The sequence below is a fragment of the Bacillus sp. 1A genome, assembly GCF_052682215.1.
The window spans coordinates 2,855,172-2,871,131 of the sequence record NZ_JBQYLZ010000001.1; the positions used below are offsets into that span (position 1 = coordinate 2,855,172).

The 15,960-nt window shown below is 39.9% G+C and carries 15 protein-coding genes; 9 read left to right on the forward strand and 6 right to left on the reverse strand.

Features of this window, described 5'->3' with window-relative positions:
* The first annotated feature begins 16 nt into the window (after positions 1 to 16).
* The gene (gene hfq / locus ACUN0F_RS14535; protein WP_000813896.1) at positions 17 to 241 is read left to right on the forward strand and encodes an RNA chaperone Hfq; all 225 of its coding nucleotides are present in this window, start codon (positions 17 to 19) and stop codon (positions 239 to 241) included.
* A gap of 73 nt (positions 242 to 314) precedes the next feature.
* Here the strand turns inward: hfq and ACUN0F_RS14540 are convergent.
* The 3 genes from ACUN0F_RS14540 to ACUN0F_RS14550 form a co-directional block, all read right to left on the reverse strand.
* A protein-coding gene (locus ACUN0F_RS14540; protein ID WP_445539589.1) for an IS3 family transposase occupies positions 315 to 1,669 on the reverse strand; the annotation gives its coding sequence in 2 pieces (ribosomal slippage) (positions 315 to 1,216 and positions 1,216 to 1,669; 1,356 coding nt in all).
* 101 nt (positions 1,670 to 1,770) lie between these two features.
* Positions 1,771 to 5,487: a Gly-Xaa-Xaa repeat protein gene (locus tag ACUN0F_RS14545; protein ID WP_445539590.1), complete on the reverse strand. Its 3,717-nt coding sequence runs from the start codon at positions 5,485 to 5,487 to the stop codon at positions 1,771 to 1,773.
* A 113-nt stretch (positions 5,488 to 5,600) separates the two neighbouring features.
* Positions 5,601 to 6,566, reverse strand: coding sequence for a tyrosine-type recombinase/integrase (locus ACUN0F_RS14550; RefSeq protein ID WP_264462763.1), 966 nt, complete (start codon positions 6,564 to 6,566; stop codon positions 5,601 to 5,603).
* A 262-nt stretch (positions 6,567 to 6,828) separates the two neighbouring features.
* On the opposite strand from ACUN0F_RS14550, the gene spoVK reads away from it, so the two are divergent.
* Positions 6,829 to 7,785, forward strand: a complete 957-nt coding sequence (gene spoVK, locus ACUN0F_RS14555; RefSeq protein WP_000438186.1) for a stage V sporulation protein K — start codon at positions 6,829 to 6,831, stop codon at positions 7,783 to 7,785.
* A 30-nt stretch (positions 7,786 to 7,815) separates the two neighbouring features.
* Here the strand turns inward: spoVK and ACUN0F_RS14560 are convergent, their stop codons facing one another.
* Positions 7,816 to 7,953, reverse strand: a complete 138-nt coding sequence (locus tag ACUN0F_RS14560; protein WP_000181498.1) for a hypothetical protein — start codon at positions 7,951 to 7,953, stop codon at positions 7,816 to 7,818.
* A 99-nt stretch (positions 7,954 to 8,052) separates the two neighbouring features.
* Positions 8,053 to 8,676, reverse strand: a complete 624-nt coding sequence (locus ACUN0F_RS14565; protein ID WP_000312271.1) for a trimeric intracellular cation channel family protein — start codon at positions 8,674 to 8,676, stop codon at positions 8,053 to 8,055.
* A 92-nt stretch (positions 8,677 to 8,768) separates the two neighbouring features.
* On the opposite strand from ACUN0F_RS14565, the gene hflX reads away from it, so the two are divergent.
* From hflX to ACUN0F_RS14600, 7 genes are all read left to right on the forward strand, one after another.
* The gene (hflX, locus tag ACUN0F_RS14570) at positions 8,769 to 10,043 is read left to right on the forward strand and encodes a GTPase HflX (protein WP_000391406.1); all 1,275 of its coding nucleotides are present in this window, start codon (positions 8,769 to 8,771) and stop codon (positions 10,041 to 10,043) included.
* Positions 10,036 to 11,307, forward strand: coding sequence for a methionine gamma-lyase family protein (locus ACUN0F_RS14575; protein ID WP_000460307.1), 1,272 nt, complete (start codon positions 10,036 to 10,038; stop codon positions 11,305 to 11,307). The genes hflX and ACUN0F_RS14575 overlap by 8 nt, the downstream gene beginning before the upstream one ends.
* Before the next feature lie 175 nt (positions 11,308 to 11,482).
* Complete coding sequence (gene glnR / locus ACUN0F_RS14580) at positions 11,483 to 11,872, forward strand: transcriptional repressor GlnR (protein ID WP_000656785.1); 390 nt, start codon at positions 11,483 to 11,485, stop codon at positions 11,870 to 11,872.
* A gap of 48 nt (positions 11,873 to 11,920) precedes the next feature.
* Entirely contained in the window at positions 11,921 to 13,255 is a 1,335-nt protein-coding gene (gene glnA, locus ACUN0F_RS14585; RefSeq protein ID WP_000135338.1) for a type I glutamate--ammonia ligase, read from the forward strand.
* Between the two features lie 304 nt (positions 13,256 to 13,559).
* Complete coding sequence (locus tag ACUN0F_RS14590; protein WP_001102619.1) at positions 13,560 to 13,883, forward strand: PadR family transcriptional regulator; 324 nt, start codon at positions 13,560 to 13,562, stop codon at positions 13,881 to 13,883.
* Complete coding sequence (locus ACUN0F_RS14595; RefSeq protein WP_000032404.1) at positions 13,876 to 14,418, forward strand: DUF1700 domain-containing protein; 543 nt, start codon at positions 13,876 to 13,878, stop codon at positions 14,416 to 14,418. Before ACUN0F_RS14590 ends, ACUN0F_RS14595 begins: the two co-directional genes overlap by 8 nt.
* Entirely contained in the window at positions 14,419 to 15,225 is an 807-nt protein-coding gene (locus tag ACUN0F_RS14600; RefSeq protein WP_445539591.1) for a DUF4097 family beta strand repeat-containing protein, read from the forward strand.
* Positions 15,226 to 15,313: 88 nt separating this feature from the next.
* On the opposite strand, the gene lexA is transcribed toward ACUN0F_RS14600, so the two are convergent.
* Positions 15,314 to 15,934, reverse strand: coding sequence for a transcriptional repressor LexA (lexA, locus tag ACUN0F_RS14605; protein ID WP_000413737.1), 621 nt, complete (start codon positions 15,932 to 15,934; stop codon positions 15,314 to 15,316).
* Positions 15,935 to 15,960 lie beyond the last annotated feature (26 nt).

Below are 15,960 nucleotides of genomic sequence, written 5' to 3' on the forward strand. Positions count from 1 at the left end.
AAGAGGAGGATTCGACATGAAGCAATCAATCAATATTCAAGATCAGTTTTTAAATCAACTCCGTAAAGAAAATACGTTTGTTACGCTGTACTTATTAAATGGTTTCCAGCTTCGTGGATTAATTAAAGGATTTGATAATTTTACAGTCCTACTGGAAACAGAGGGTAAGCAACAGCTTATTTATAAACATGCAATTTCTACATTTGTACCACAAAAAAATGTTTCAATTGAATTAGAGTAGTAATGAATTATTGTACATAACAAAAAAAGAGCGGATTTGAAGTGACCCCTAAAAGTTAGACACGGTTATTTCATTAGGCAGCTTGATAAAAGTGAGTTCGGTATTGTACCGGACTCATTTTTAATTTTGCCTTAATCCGTTTCGTATTATAATAATCTATATATTTTTCTAATTCTATTTTAAAATGCTCAATACATTCAAATTCTTTTATATAGAGGAACTCCGACTTCATAATCCCAAAGAAATTCTCTATTACTGCGTTGTCGTAACAGTTTCCTTTTCGAGACATACTCTGTACGATAGCTCTTGATTCAAGTGTACGGACGTACTGTCTCATTTGATAATGCCATCCTTGATCCGAATGCATCAATAGCTGGTGGTTTTCAGGTAAACGTTCTAATGCTTTCTCTAACATCTCTGAAACAAGCGAATACGTCGGTCTAGAACTAATTGTATAGGTAATAATTTCACCATTATACAAATCTAATACAGGTGATACATACAGTTTTTCTCCAAACAATTTAAACTCTGTGATGTCTGTTACCCATTTTTGATTCGGTGCATCTGCATAAAAATTACGCTCTAAAATATTGGGTGCAATTTTACCGACTTTCCCCTTATAAGATTTATATTTCTTCATGCGCACAACGCACTTTAAGCCAAGCTCTTTCATAATGCGTTGCACCTTCTTGTGATTCACTTTCTGACCACGATTCGTTAATTCATCACGAATGCGACGGTAACCATAACGACCTTCATTCTCCTCATAAATCGCTTTAATCTCAGCTTTCAAATCGGCGTCTACATCTGGGCGATTCATTTTTTTTACTAAATCATAATACGTGCTTCGTGGAATACCAGCTAGCTCCACGAGTGCCTTCACCAAATATTTATGCCTTAATTCATAGACTACTTGCGCTTTATCTTGTTTTGTGATTTTTCCTTGTTTTGAACTAAGGCATTCAACTTTTTTAAGTACTCATTTTCCATTTCAAGCTGTTTAATACGTGCTTCAAGTGCTTCGGCTGACCCTTCAGCTAAAGCTTGTTTTAATTGTTTATTTGAATCTTTTTTCATGGATAAACGCCCCTTTTTCTTAGATTGAAGGGCATCAATTCCTTGTGTTTCCAGTTGTTTTTTCCAAACAGAAATCGTTGAAGGGGCAGGAATATTAAAGATAGCTGCCGTCTCAAATAAGGACATACCGTTTTCAATCATAAAGTTTAGTACGTCTAGTTTAAATTGTTGTGTGTAATTTGTACATCGTTTTAGAAAAGCTTCCACACCATTCTGTTTATATTGGTTTACCCAATTCAAAATGATTGTGTCACTTATACCGAGCGATCTACCCATTTCTCGATAACTTTCATTTCCGTTCAAATAACGTAGAACGATTTGTATTTTTTCATCAGCTGTAAATTTAGCCATAGAAAAACTGCACCTCCAATTGTTAGACTGTGTCTAACAATTGGGGTGCAGTTCAATTTCTCGCTCTTTTTTTATTTGCCTTAAACGATACATAGTGAAATTTAAGCGATTCTAAATACAGTAAGGCGAATGTTAGTGTTTCCTGTTTCAGGAATTGTAATTTCGCTAAGGGTAGGTTTGACGGAAATGTTTGCGCCGGCAGCTAATGTTTCGATCGTAGTGAATGAAAGTGAGTCGCCTATTAGATTTGAAGAGAAGTTGTCAGTTGCGACTGCTCCATTTATTGAAATTCCTACTCCAAGTGGGGCACATCCTGGTGCAGTTGTAGAGATGGATACGCTAATGACATAAATACCAGCGTTGATAACAGTAACTGTATCTGTGCCATTGAAGATAATGTTGTTTACGTTAATTGCAGTATTAAAAATGAAGTTGTTAAATTGGAGTACTGTTTGTTGAATGTTGTTTGTTACAACAATTGTTGCTACAGGGAAGCTAGGTCCAGTAGGCCCGGTTGGTCCAGTAGGTCCACCAGAAGGTCCAGTAGGTCCAGTAGCTCCTATACCAGTGGCGCCGGTAGCACCTGTTGGTCCTTGAACGCCTTGAGGTCCAGTAGCACCCGTGTTACCTTGAACACCTTGAGGTCCAGTAGCCCCAGTAGCGCCAGTGTTACCTTGAACGCCTTGAGGTCCAGTAGCGCCAGTGTTACCTTGAACGCCTTGAGGTCCAGTAGCGCCTGTGTTACCTTGAGCGCCTTGAGGTCCGGTAGCACCAGTAGCACCCGTGTTACCTTGAACGCCTTGAGGTCCGGTAGCACCCGTGTTACCTTGAACGCCCTGAGGTCCGGTAGCACCTGTGTTACCTTGAACGCCTTGAGGTCCGGTAGCACCCGTGTTACCTTGAACGCCTTGAGGTCCAGTAGCACCCGTGTTACCTTGAACACCTTGAGGTCCAGTAGCCCCAGTAGCACCCGTGTTACCTTGAGCACCTTGAGGTCCAGTAGCCCCAGTAGCACCCGTGTTACCTTGAACGCCCTGAGGTCCAGTAGCACCCGTGTTACCTTGAGCACCTTGAGGTCCAGTAGCACCAGTAGCACCAGTAGCACCCGTGTTACCTTGAACGCCCTGAGGTCCAGTAGCACCTGTGTTACCTTGAACACCTTGAGGTCCAGTAGCACCCGTGTTACCTTGAACGCCTTGAGGTCCAGTAGCGCCCGTGTTACCTTGAACGCCTTGAGGCCCAGTAGCACCTGTGTTACCTTGAACACCTTGAGGACCAGTAGCACCTGTGTTACCTTGAACGCCTTGAGGCCCAGTAGCGCCAGTGTTACCTTGAACGCCCTGAGGTCCAGTAGCCCCAGTAGCACCCGTGTTACCTTGAGCACCTTGAGGTCCAGTAGCCCCAGTAGCCCCAGTAGCACCAGTAGCACCCGTGTTACCTTGAACGCCCTGAGGTCCAGTAGCACCTGTGTTACCTTGAACACCTTGAGGTCCAGTAGCACCCGTGTTACCTTGAACGCCTTGAGGCCCAGTAGCGCCCGTGTTACCTTGAACGCCTTGAGGCCCAGTAGCACCTGTGTTACCTTGAACACCTTGAGGCCCAGTAGCACCTGTGTTACCTTGAACGCCCTGAGGTCCAGTAGCACCAGTAGCACCTGTGTTACCTTGAGCACCTTGAGGTCCAGTAGCACCCGTGTTACCTTGAACGCCCTGAGGTCCAGTAGCCCCAGTAGCACCCGTGTTACCTTGAGCACCTTGAGGTCCAGTAGCACCAGTAGCACCAGTAGCCCCAGTAGCACCCGTGTTACCTTGAACGCCCTGAGGTCCAGTAGCACCCGTGTTACCTTGAACGCCTTGAGGCCCAGTAGCGCCCGTGTTACCTTGAACGCCTTGAGGCCCAGTAGCACCTGTGTTACCTTGAACACCTTGAGGACCAGTAGCACCTGTGTTACCTTGAACGCCCTGAGGTCCAGTAGCACCAGTAGCACCTGTGTTACCTTGAGCACCTTGAGGTCCAGTAGCACCAGTAGCGCCAGTGTTACCTTGAACACCCTGAGGTCCAGTAGCGCCAGTGTTACCTTGAACGCCTTGAGGTCCGGTAGCACCAGTAGCGCCAGTGTTACCTTGAGCACCTTGAGGTCCAGTAGCACCAGTAGCACCTGTGTTACCTTGAGCACCTTGAGGTCCAGTAGCACCAGTAGCGCCAGTGTTACCTTGAACACCCTGAGGTCCAGTAGCGCCAGTGTTACCTTGAACGCCTTGAGGTCCGGTAGCACCAGTAGCGCCAGTGTTACCTTGAGCACCTTGAGGTCCAGTAGCACCAGTAGCACCTGTGTTACCTTGAGCACCTTGAGGTCCAGTAGCACCAGTAGCGCCTGTGTTACCTTGAACACCCTGAGGTCCAGTAGCGCCAGTGTTACCTTGAACGCCCTGAGGTCCGGTAGCACCTGTGTTACCTTGAACACCCTGAGGTCCAGTAGCACCTGTGTTACCTTGAGCACCTTGAGGTCCAGTGGCACCGGTAGCACCTGTGTTACCTTGAGCACCTTGAGGTCCAGTGGAACCGGTAGCACCCGTGTTACCTTGAACGCCCTGAGGTCCGGTAGCACCTGTGTTACCTTGAGCACCTTGAGGTCCAGTAGCACCAGTAGCACCTGTGTTACCTTGAGCACCTTGAGGTCCAGTGGAACCGGTAGCACCTGTGTTACCTTGAGCACCTTGAGGACCAGTGGCACCGGTAGCACCTGTGTTACCTTGAGGTCCTTGAGGCCCAGTAGGTCCAGGAGGCCCACCAGAAGGTCCGGTAGGTCCGGTAACTCCTATACCAGTGGCACCGGTAGCACCAGTAGCCCCTGTGTTACCTTGAACGCCTTGAGGTCCAGTAGCACCAGTAGCACCTGTGTTACCTTGAACGCCTTGAGGACCAGTAGCGCCCGTGTTACCTTGAGGACCAGTGGCACCAGTAGTGCCCGTGTTACCTTGAGGACCAGTGGCACCGGTAGCGCCCGTGTTACCTCGAGGACCAGTGGCACCAGTAGCGCCCGTGTTACCTTGAGGACCAGTGGCACCAGTAGCGCCCGTGTTACCTCGAGGACCAGTGGCACCGGTAGCGCCAGTAGCGCCAGTAGCACCAGTAGCGCCCGTGTTACCTCGAGGACCAGTGGCACCAGTAGCACCCGTGTTACCTTGAGGACCAGTGGCACCGGTAGCGCCAGTAGCGCCCGTGTTACCTCGGGGACCAGTGGCACCAGTAGCGCCCGTGTTACCTTGAGGACCAGTAGCACCAGTAGCGCCCGTGTTACCTCGAGGTCCGGTAGCGCCTGCTGGCCCAGTAGGCCCAGTAGGTCCTTGAATGAATGAAGCAGAATTAACTAGAGCGGTTTGTAATGCTGCTATTAATTTAAGAAGCTCTTGAAGTGTGCAAGGGTCGATTCGGAATAGTTTTGTAATGTATAGTAAATAATTAATTAGATTTTGAAGCTCGATAAATACAGCGCTTGCTACGAAGGTTGGATTGTTTAATATAGTTATTAAGTTTTTAATAATAGCTAGCCCTTGTGCTTTCAGGGAGGAAGTAGCGTCTAGTGAACAAATAAATTTACTTAGTAGGTTCAATGTATCGATTAGATCTTCAATATTTTGAGGAGATGGATTTGCGAAAAGTTTTGGGATTATTTTTGTTAGATCGATAATAATTGCGCGGAATGTTCTAAGTTGTGCCTTAGTAACTGGGATTGATGGGGTATTTGGGATTCGTCCAGCGCTACCTGGAAAGCATGGTTTGGAGAATTTGTTCTGACTGTCGTTATAATGAGACATTAAATCTCTCCTTTCTAATGAGGATAGGAACGAAACTCATCATAGTAGATGCAAAAATTAGTTAAATGGTCATAGTAAAATCGTTTGTTTAAAGAAAAAATAGAAAAAACGCCTTATGATAAGGCGTTTTTTCTATTTTCTGCGTATTTATAATATCGTTTTAGTGAAACTTTTGATTTGAATCCAGCTAGTTTTATAATTTCTGACTCCGGAGTTTCTTTTTTTATTAAGTTTAAAATATAGGTGTTACGAAAGTGTTGTCCTGAGATTCCTTTGCGTAAATTAGCTCTAGATACTTCGAGGCGAATCATTTTTTGGATAGCGATTTCTGTTAATCCCTTCGGTGCATCATTTTCGTATACCCATCTGTATGTTCCACGATTAAAATCAAATGCGATAAATAATGGGTCATGACTATGGTATTTTGGACGAACGGGTTCAGGGATGCTTTTGTAATAAGTATATAGTTGTTTTTTGTCTTCGTTAGTTAATGTAATTGTTCTTTCTACCCCTGCGGTTTCTGGGATAGATAATGTGTTAGTTTCAAAGTGAACGTGATGCATAGTTAACGCTGTAAGTTCCTGTAAGGATAATCCATAGTCGATTAATAAGTTTAAAATAGCAACATTACGATCCATTAATAAAGGGCGCACAGGACGTTGTTTTTCTGAAAGTCCTTCTAATGAAGTGATTATATGTTTTAATCTTTTTTCTTCATCAGATGAAATGAAATCTTCGTTACGAAGTGTGCGGTCTGGTTGAATAGAAATTTCCATGTTCTTTAATGGGTTAGGGATGTTTAGAAAATGATGCATTCTATTTAATACAATAAATACACGGTGCATCGTTTTCTCTGAGTAATGTCGATTCTTTTTTAGGTCGGAAAAGTAATCTTCGTAGTCTTTTGTACAAAGTGTAGCCCATATATTACTGGAAGGGAGCTTTTTGTTTTTTTCTAACCAATGTCCGAAATCTTCAATGTCATAAACATAACGTTTAATGGTTGAAGGTTTTCGGCCTTTATTCAATAAAAAAATAGAAAAGGCTTGTATTGTATCATGGAATTCCGTTGTCTCCATAGTCCCACCACCTTCATTATTTCTTATATTATAGCAAACTTTTCTGAAAATAGTCATTTGCAAGGGAGACCGGAATAATAATATTTGGTGAGTGGATAAAGTGAAACTTTAATCAGTGGGGATTTTGTTCATCCCTCTGATTATTAGTTGAACCAATTGGGCATTTACGGACAGTTATCTCCCGGCTAACTTCCTAGCATTTGCTGAATTTTGAGGTGGGAGTCTTACTGCCTGTTCATGCGGGATAAAATGAGGTGATTGTATGGAACAATCGATGCGAAAGAAAAATAATAATCAAATTAACATTGTGTTAAATCATCGAAAGAAAATTTCTTTACCGGCCGCAGAAAATAAAACAGTGATTTCAAGTGAAACTACTACGAAACATGAGATGTTGCAAAGAATTGAAGAAGAGATGGGAAAGCTTGTTGGGATGGATGATATAAAAAAGATAATAAAAGAAATATATGCTTGGATTTATGTGAATAAAAAAAGACAAGAAATAGGGTTGAAATCTGAGAAGCAAGTACTCCATATGTTGTTTAAAGGGAATCCAGGTACAGGGAAGACAACTGTTGCTAGAATGATAGGGAAATTGTTGTTTGAGATGAATATTCTATCAAAAGGGCATTTAGTTGAAGCTGAACGAGCTGATCTTGTAGGAGAGTACATCGGTCATACAGCTCAGAAAACAAGAGATTTAATAAAAAAAGCAATGGGAGGTATTTTGTTTATTGATGAGGCGTATTCATTAGCTCGAGGGGGAGAAAAAGATTTTGGGAAAGAAGCAATTGATACGCTCGTAAAACATATGGAAGATAAACAACACGGTTTTGTATTGATTTTAGCCGGTTATTCAAGAGAGATGAATCACTTTCTTTCATTAAATCCAGGACTGCAATCACGTTTTCCATTTATAATTGAATTTTCTGATTACTCAGTAAATCAACTGTTGGAAATTGGGAAGAGGATGTATGAAGAACGTGAATACCAGTTATCGAAAGAGGCTGAATGGAAATTTAGAGATCATTTACATGCTGTAAAGTACTCATCGCAAATTACATCGTTTAGTAATGGAAGATATGTACGGAATATTGTTGAAAAATCGATTCGTACACAGGCTATGCGGTTGTTGCAAGAGGATACGTATGATAAATATGATTTAATTGGGATATCAAGTTGTGATTTGATGCTTGAAGAGGAGACGCACAGTACGTAAACTGTGCGTCTGTTTTTTGTATAAGTGCTGCTACTCTTTTTTTGCTTTTTCTTGATAAGATTTATGGAAGCGTTCCATTTTAGCGCTTTTTTCGTGTGCAGAATTAGAATCGTGTCCAATTTGACCTACTGAGCTTTTTTGAGCACCTTTATTAACGTGGTTTGTCATTTGTGTTCACCTCGCTTTGAGGATTAGTATAAACATTATGTAAAGAAAAACTCGTTAGAAAAGAAAAACCTCTTTACAATCTGTAAAGAGGTTGGATTGCTATTTATGCACTGAACGTTCTTTTGTATCGATACGTCTATGCGGTAAATGCCATTTGTAATGAATAGAAACCATGCGGAAGCAAACAATTAAAATGAATAAGGTATATAGAGCCCAATCGCTAACAATAATTTGAGCACCGATTAAGAAACCTGCAAGAATCGTCCAAAAGGCATATACTTCAGCTCGAAGGACGAGAGGTTTTCTGCGGGCTAAAAGATCGCGGATGATGCCACCGCCAATACCAGTTAAAACAGCTGCTACGATTGTAGCGCTAATTGGTAAATTTAATTTTTGAGCGTATAATGCTCCTTGTACGGCGAATGCTGATAAGCCGATAGCATCAGTGATATTTTCCCACTTTTTCCAATGTCTAATTAATTTATTAGGAAAAAGAAAAATAATCGTCATTGATAGTAGTGCGATTTGGAATAACATGTCTTGTTGCCAAAACGCGACAATCGGATAACCGATTAATAAATTACGAAGGGCACCTCCCCCAAATGCGGTTGCCATTCCTAAAATATACACCCCGAAAATATCATAATCCTCTTCCATTGCAACAATGGCTCCGCTTAATGCGAAAGCGATTGTGCCTATGATGCTAAAAATCTCCCATGCCATGAATTTTCTCCCCCGCTAACTAGATGAAATGTGCTTCCTCTGCTATTATATTAGAAGGTTTAAATTTCGAAAAGGATGAGTGAACATATTTGATGGAAGAAAAAGAAAAAGTCATATTAGTAGGCTGTCAATTGCCACAAGATGATGATGAAAAGTTTATGCATTCCATGAAAGAGCTTGCATCGCTAGCGAAGACTGCACGAGCAGAATTGTTAGTGTCTACAACGCAAAAACGACCGAAGTTTCATCCGGCGACTTATATAGGTAAAGGTAAATTAGAAGAGCTTACAATGTTAACGGAAGAATTAGAACCGGATGTTATCGTATTTAATAACGAATTAACGCCGAGTCAAATTCGGAATTTATCCTCAGTATTAGATGCGAGGGTAATTGATCGAACGCAACTAATATTAGATATTTTTGCGCAACGTGCGAAGTCGAGGGAGGGTAAGCTTCAAGTAGAATTAGCTCAGTTGCAATATACAATGCCACGTCTTATGGGGCAAGGATTGTCTTTATCACGTCTTGGTGGTGGTATTGGAACGAGAGGGCCGGGTGAGACGAAACTTGAGACGGATCGTCGTCATATTCGATCACGCGTTGATGAAATAAAGAAACAACTTGCAGTTGTTGTGGAGCATCGAAAAAGATATCGTGAGAGAAGAAAAGATAATAAAGTATTTCAAGTTTCATTAATAGGGTATACGAATGCAGGAAAATCTACACTGTTTAATAGATTGACGGAAGCAGATACGTTTGAAGAAAACTTGTTGTTTGCAACGCTAGACCCGACGACAAGGAAGATGCCGTTACCTTCAGGTTATACAGTATTACTAACTGATACGGTAGGTTTTATACAAGATTTACCTACGTCATTAATTGCTGCTTTTCGTTCGACATTAGAAGAAGCTGGTGAAGCGGATGTTATTTTACATGTAGTTGATTCAGCAGATCCTAATTATGTAGGGCATGAGAAAACAGTAAAACAATTATTGTCAGAACTTGAAATTAATCATATTCCTATTATTACGTTATATAATAAAAAAGATGAATTACATCAAAACTTTATTCCGTTTCCGAAAAGTGACTTCTTAATGACTAGTGCCTTTGAACAAAGTGATTTATTACATATAAAAGAAGCGATAGAAACGAAAATGAAGGAAGAAATGAATCGTTATCAAGTGGAAATTCCACCGAGTGAAGGTAAGCTGTTAACGCTATTAAAGACGGAGACGCTATTAACAAAGATGGAGTTTCTGGAAGATAAATTTGTATATGATTGCGTGGGGTATATTTTTGCTCATTCATCGCTTAATGTGCAATTAAAGAGATTTTTAGTGGAAGAAGGAGAAAATAAAAATGTTTGATCGTTTGAAAAATGGAGAAAAAATTGCTCCAATCGTAAAAGAAGTAGAGAGCCAGATTACAGAAGTACATAAACGCGCGGATGAAGTAATTGAAAGCAATCAGTTTCGAGTGTTAGAAAGTTTCCGTAAACATAAAATTAGTGATTCGCATTTTATTCCGACGACAGGTTACGGTTATGATGATATTGGCCGTGATACGTTAGAAAAAGTGTATGCGGATGTATTTGGAGCGGAAGCTGGTCTTGTTCGTCCGCAAATTATTTCAGGTACTCATGCTATTTCTACAGCGTTATTTGGTGTTTTACGTCCGGGAGATGAGTTATTGTACATCACTGGTAAACCGTATGATACGTTAGAAGAAATCGTTGGTGTACGCGGAAAAGGTGTAGGTTCATTTAAAGAATATAATATTGGTTATAATGCAGTTCCGCTTACTGAAGAGGGGCTTGTTGATTTTGGAGCTGTTGCGACTGCAATTCATAGTAATACGAAGATGATTGGGATTCAGCGCTCAAAAGGTTATGCTACTCGTCCATCGTTTACTATTTCTCAAATTAAAGAGATGATAGCATTCGTTAAAGAAATTAAACCTGATGTTGTTGTGTTTGTAGATAACTGTTATGGTGAGTTTATTGAAGAGCAAGAGCCATGTCATGTTGGTGCAGATTTAATGGCAGGTTCGCTTATTAAAAACCCTGGTGGTGGAATTGTTAAAACTGGTGGTTACATTGTTGGTAAAGAACAGTATGTTGAAGCGTGTGCATATCGTTTAACATCTCCGGGAATCGGTGCGGAAGCAGGGGCATCTTTATACAGTCTGCAAGAAATGTATCAAGGTTTCTTCTTAGCACCGCATGTAGCGGGACAAGCACTAAAAGGTGCGATTTTTACAGCTGCATTTTTAGAGAAGTTAGGAATGAATACATCACCAGCATGGAATGCACCAAGAACAGATTTAATTCAGTCTGTTCAATTTGATGATAAAGATCGTATGATTGCATTCTGCCAAGCGATTCAATATGCATCTCCAATTAATTCTCACTTCACTCCATATGCCAACTATATGCCGGGTTATGAAGATGATGTAATTATGGCTGCGGGAACGTTTATTCAAGGTGCAAGTATTGAATTGTCAGCTGATGGTCCAATTCGTCCGCCTTATGTTGCTTACGTGCAAGGTGGGTTAACTTATTCACATGTGAAGATTGCGATTTGTTCTGCAATTGATGCGTTAATTGAAAAAGAATTATTAACAATTTCTTGAGGGGAAGCTGTCGATTTCGACAGCTTTTTTCGTGTGAAAGTAATGATTAATCTCATTAGAAAAAAGAATGAAAAAATTTATAAAAAAATCATGTAAGAAAAGCTAACATCTATTGACACTAAACATAACATGGTATAAAATGAGAAGCAGTTAAGGCGAAGGAGGAACTGAAACAATGAAAGAAGATAGACGTTCTGCCCCGCTGTTTCCTATTGGTATTGTTATGGATTTAACACAATTATCTGCACGTCAAATTCGCTACTATGAAGAGCATAATCTTGTTTCTCCAACCCGTACAAAGGGGAATCGTAGATTATTTTCATTTAACGATGTAGATAAGTTGTTAGAGATTAAAGATTTATTAGATCAAGGCTTGAATATGGCTGGTATTAAACAAGTGTTACTAATGAAAGTAAATCAAACAGAAACAGTGAAAGTAAAAGAAGAAACGAAAGAAATTTCAAAAACTGAGCTTCGCAAAATACTTCGAGATGAACTACAACATACAGGTAGATTTAATCGGACTTCATTGCGACAAGGTGACATTTCAAGGTTTTTTCACTAAAGATAACTGATTCTGAAGGTGTTTAGAGGGACTAAGGAGGAATTTATAATGGCTAGGTACACAAGAGAAGATATTTTCCGTTTGGCGAAAGAAGAGAATGTAAAGTATATCCGCTTACAATTTACGGACCTTTTAGGAGTAATTAAAAACGTAGAAATTCCAGTGAGCCAATTAACAAAAGCTCTTGATAACAAAATGATGTTTGATGGATCTTCTATTGAAGGTTTCGTACGTATTGAAGAATCTGATATGTACTTATATCCAGATTTAGATACTTGGGTAATTTTCCCTTGGACAGCTGAAAAAGGAAAAGTAGCTCGATTAATCTGTGATATTTACAATGCAGATGGCACTCCATTTGATGGCGATCCACGTAACAACTTAAAGCGTGTATTAAAAGAAATGGAAGCATTAGGATTCTCAGATTTCAATCTTGGACCAGAGCCAGAATTCTTCCTATTTAAAGTAGATGAAAAAGGAAATCCAACATTAGAATTAAACGATAACGGTGGATACTTCGACCTTGCGCCGATGGATTTAGGGGAAAACTGTCGTCGTGATATCGTTCTTGAACTTGAAGAAATGGGCTTTGAAATTGAAGCGTCTCACCATGAGGTTGCTCCAGGGCAACACGAAATTGACTTTAAATATGCAAATGCAATTCGCTCATGTGATGACATTCAAACATTCAAACTTGTTGTAAAAACAATTGCTCGTAAACACGGTTTACACGCAACATTTATGCCAAAACCATTATATGGTGTGAACGGTTCAGGTATGCACTGTAACTTATCGCTATTCAAAAATGGTGAGAACGTATTCTTCGATCAAAACGGTGACTTACAATTAAGTGATGATGCTCGTCACTTCATCGCAGGTATTTTAAAACACGCACCAGCATTTACAGCGGTAGCAAATCCAACTGTAAACTCTTACAAGCGTTTAGTACCTGGATACGAAGCTCCTTGTTACGTAGCATGGTCTGCACAAAACCGTAGCCCATTAGTACGTATCCCTGCATCTCGTGGTATTAGTACACGCGTAGAAGTACGTAGTGTTGACCCAGCTGCAAACCCATATTTAGTAATGGCTACATTATTAGCAGCAGGTCTTGATGGAATTAAAAACAAATTAACTCCACCAGCTGCAGTAGACCGTAACATCTATGTAATGACAAAAGAAGAGCGCGAAGAAGCAGGTATCGTTGACTTACCAGCAACATTAGCGCAAGCATTAGTTACATTACAATCTAATGAAGTAGTATGCGGTGCACTAGGAGAACATTTACTTGAGCACTTCATCGAAGCAAAAGAGATTGAGTGGGACATCTTCCGCACACAAGTTCACCAATGGGAACGCGATCAATATATGTCTCTATACTAAGAGAGAAAAAAGCCTTGATACTACGGTATCAGGGCTTTTTTTATTTGTGGGCAAATATAAAGGCTTGTGAAATGAATTAGATGGGTGCCCGCAAAGTGCCCGAAAAAAGTCATGTGGATTATTTAAAATGCGTGCTAGCTATGAATGAAAATGTGGAAGTTGAAATAAGGTGTGGATGTATTTAATTCGAAAATTAAGTATTGAAAAATATAGTACCTTGCAATGAATAATACTAAGTGGTATATTATGGATATAACGGGTACCGTGTATTGAACAGTACTGAAATGAGAAAGGGGGATTGACCTTGAACGTTCAGTTTAAAAAAGGTGTGTTAGAACTGTGTGTTTTGGCACTTGTGAAACGTAAGGATTGTTACGGTTATGAACTTGTACAGCAAATCTCAAATAAATTTTTAATATCGGAAGGGTCAGTGTATCCTTTATTACGTCGTTTAACGAAAGAAGGGTATTTTCAAACGTATTTGAAAGAATCTACGGAGGGGCCGCCTCGTAAATATTATCAACTAACTGAGCAAGGGGAAACGCAACTGAATTTGTTAGTAGCGGAGTGGCGTGATTTTGCAAAAGGCGTACAAGAAATTATTGAAGGGGTGGAATGGGATGAGTAAAGAACAGTTTCTTAAAGAATTATCAAGTCATCTTAGAAAGTTACCGGAAGAAGAGAGGAAAGATATTTTATTTGATTATGAAGAGCATTTTCAGTTTGGAATAGAAGAAGGAAAAACTGAATCGGAAATAATAAAGGGCCTTGGCTCTCCGAAAGTAATTGCGAAAGACTTACTTGCTTTGTATCGCTTTGATGAAATGAAAAAGGACCCATCTACTCCGAATATAACAAGGGCTGTCATGGCAGCGATTGGACTTAGTTTGTTTAATTTTATTATTGTGTTAGGCCCGTTAGTTGCAATTATTGCTTTTATATTTTCCTTCTGGCTCGGTGGAATTGCTAGTGTAGTGACACCATTTTTCGTTATTGGAAAAGTATTTATGGGTACTTTTATATGGTTGGATTTATTCGTTAGTATAACGTTTGTTGGGGTAGGTTTGTTGTTATGTATTATCGCTTATTATAGTACGAAGTGGTTTAAAAAGTTATGCGTACGTTATGTAATATGGAACTTCAAAATGATAAAAGGAGAGTAGATGATGAAGAAAATATTATTAGTAGCTATCGCTTGTATCATTATTGGAGTAATAGGGATTTCACAAACATATGAAAAAGCAGTGCAAACTGCAGAAGAAGGAAATAAAGAAGACGTAATTAAAAACGAAACACTAAAAAATATAGAAGTTAAGTTAGATGCTGGGGATATTGTTGTCCAAAAATCTCCCGACTCTTCTTTTTATGTAAAGCAATCAGGAGATGTACGTAAACACGAGGTTCGTATTGCCGAAGATGGTGACACATTAAAAATTATTGGGGAAAGAGAAAAAGGTGCTTCATTTGATTTTTCTTTTTACGATTTTAGATTTCAAACGTCTACAATAACTCTCCTCGTGCCTGAACGTTCATACCAAGAGATAAAAATAAATTCATCAGCTGGACAAATAGAAATAAGTGATGTGAAAAGTGATTGTGTAAGTGTTGGGACACTCGCTGGAGAAGTAGATTTGAAAAATGTCACAGCAAGAAGTGTGGAAGGATCTTCAAAAGCTGGTGAGGTGAGCTTTAAGAAGGTAATAGGAAAAGTAACTGCGAAGTCGGCTAGCGGGGAAGTGCATATTATGGATCATGATCCTAAATATGATGTAGAGGCAAGTTCAACTGCTGAGGATGTAGATATTACTTTATTAGAAAAACCACAAGATGCAGTTATAACTGGGCAAAGTGCTGCTGGTGAAGTAATGATTTTTAATGAAGAAAATAAAAATATAACAATTGGCAATGGTAGTAAAAAGATTAGTGGTAAAACAGCTGCTGGCGATGTGACGATTGAAACTCGTTCATAAGAAATAAAATGTATGAAAATCTATCAAAATACAAAAAAAGAAGATAATTACCGTATATAAATAAGGTAATTATCTTCTTTTTTTATTCTTAATGTAAATCACGATATACGCCAATTACTTTTCCAATAACTGATACTTGTTTTAAAATGATAGGTTCTAATGAAGAGTTTTCCGGTTGTAGACGGAAATGGTCTTTTTCTTTATAGAAACGTTTAACAGTTGCTTCGTTATCTTCTGTTAAAGCGACTACAATTTCACCATTGTATGCAGACTGTTGTTGGCGAACAACAACTAAATCCCCATCGAAAATACCAGCTTCAATCATACTATCTCCGGAAATACGTAACATAAATACTTGGTCTGCTCCAGCAACAATGCTAGCTGGAAGTGGGAAGTGATCTTCTACACTTTCAACTGCTGTAATCGGTAATCCAGCAGTAACTTTTCCGACAATTGGAACTTGAATAACAGATTGTGTCTCTGTATCCATTCGGTTGTCACCTAAAATTTCAATTGCTCGTGGTTTTGTTGGATCGCGTCGAATATATCCTTTTTCTTCTAGTCGTGATAAATGTCCATGCACTGTAGAACTAGAAGCGAGGCCGACTGCTTGACCGATTTCACGTACGGAAGGTGGATATCCTTTTTCTTGTACTTTTAGCTTAATAAAGTCGAGAATGTCTTGCTGGCGTTTCGTTAACTTTTCCATGTTTTCTAACACCTCGTTTTCTTTCA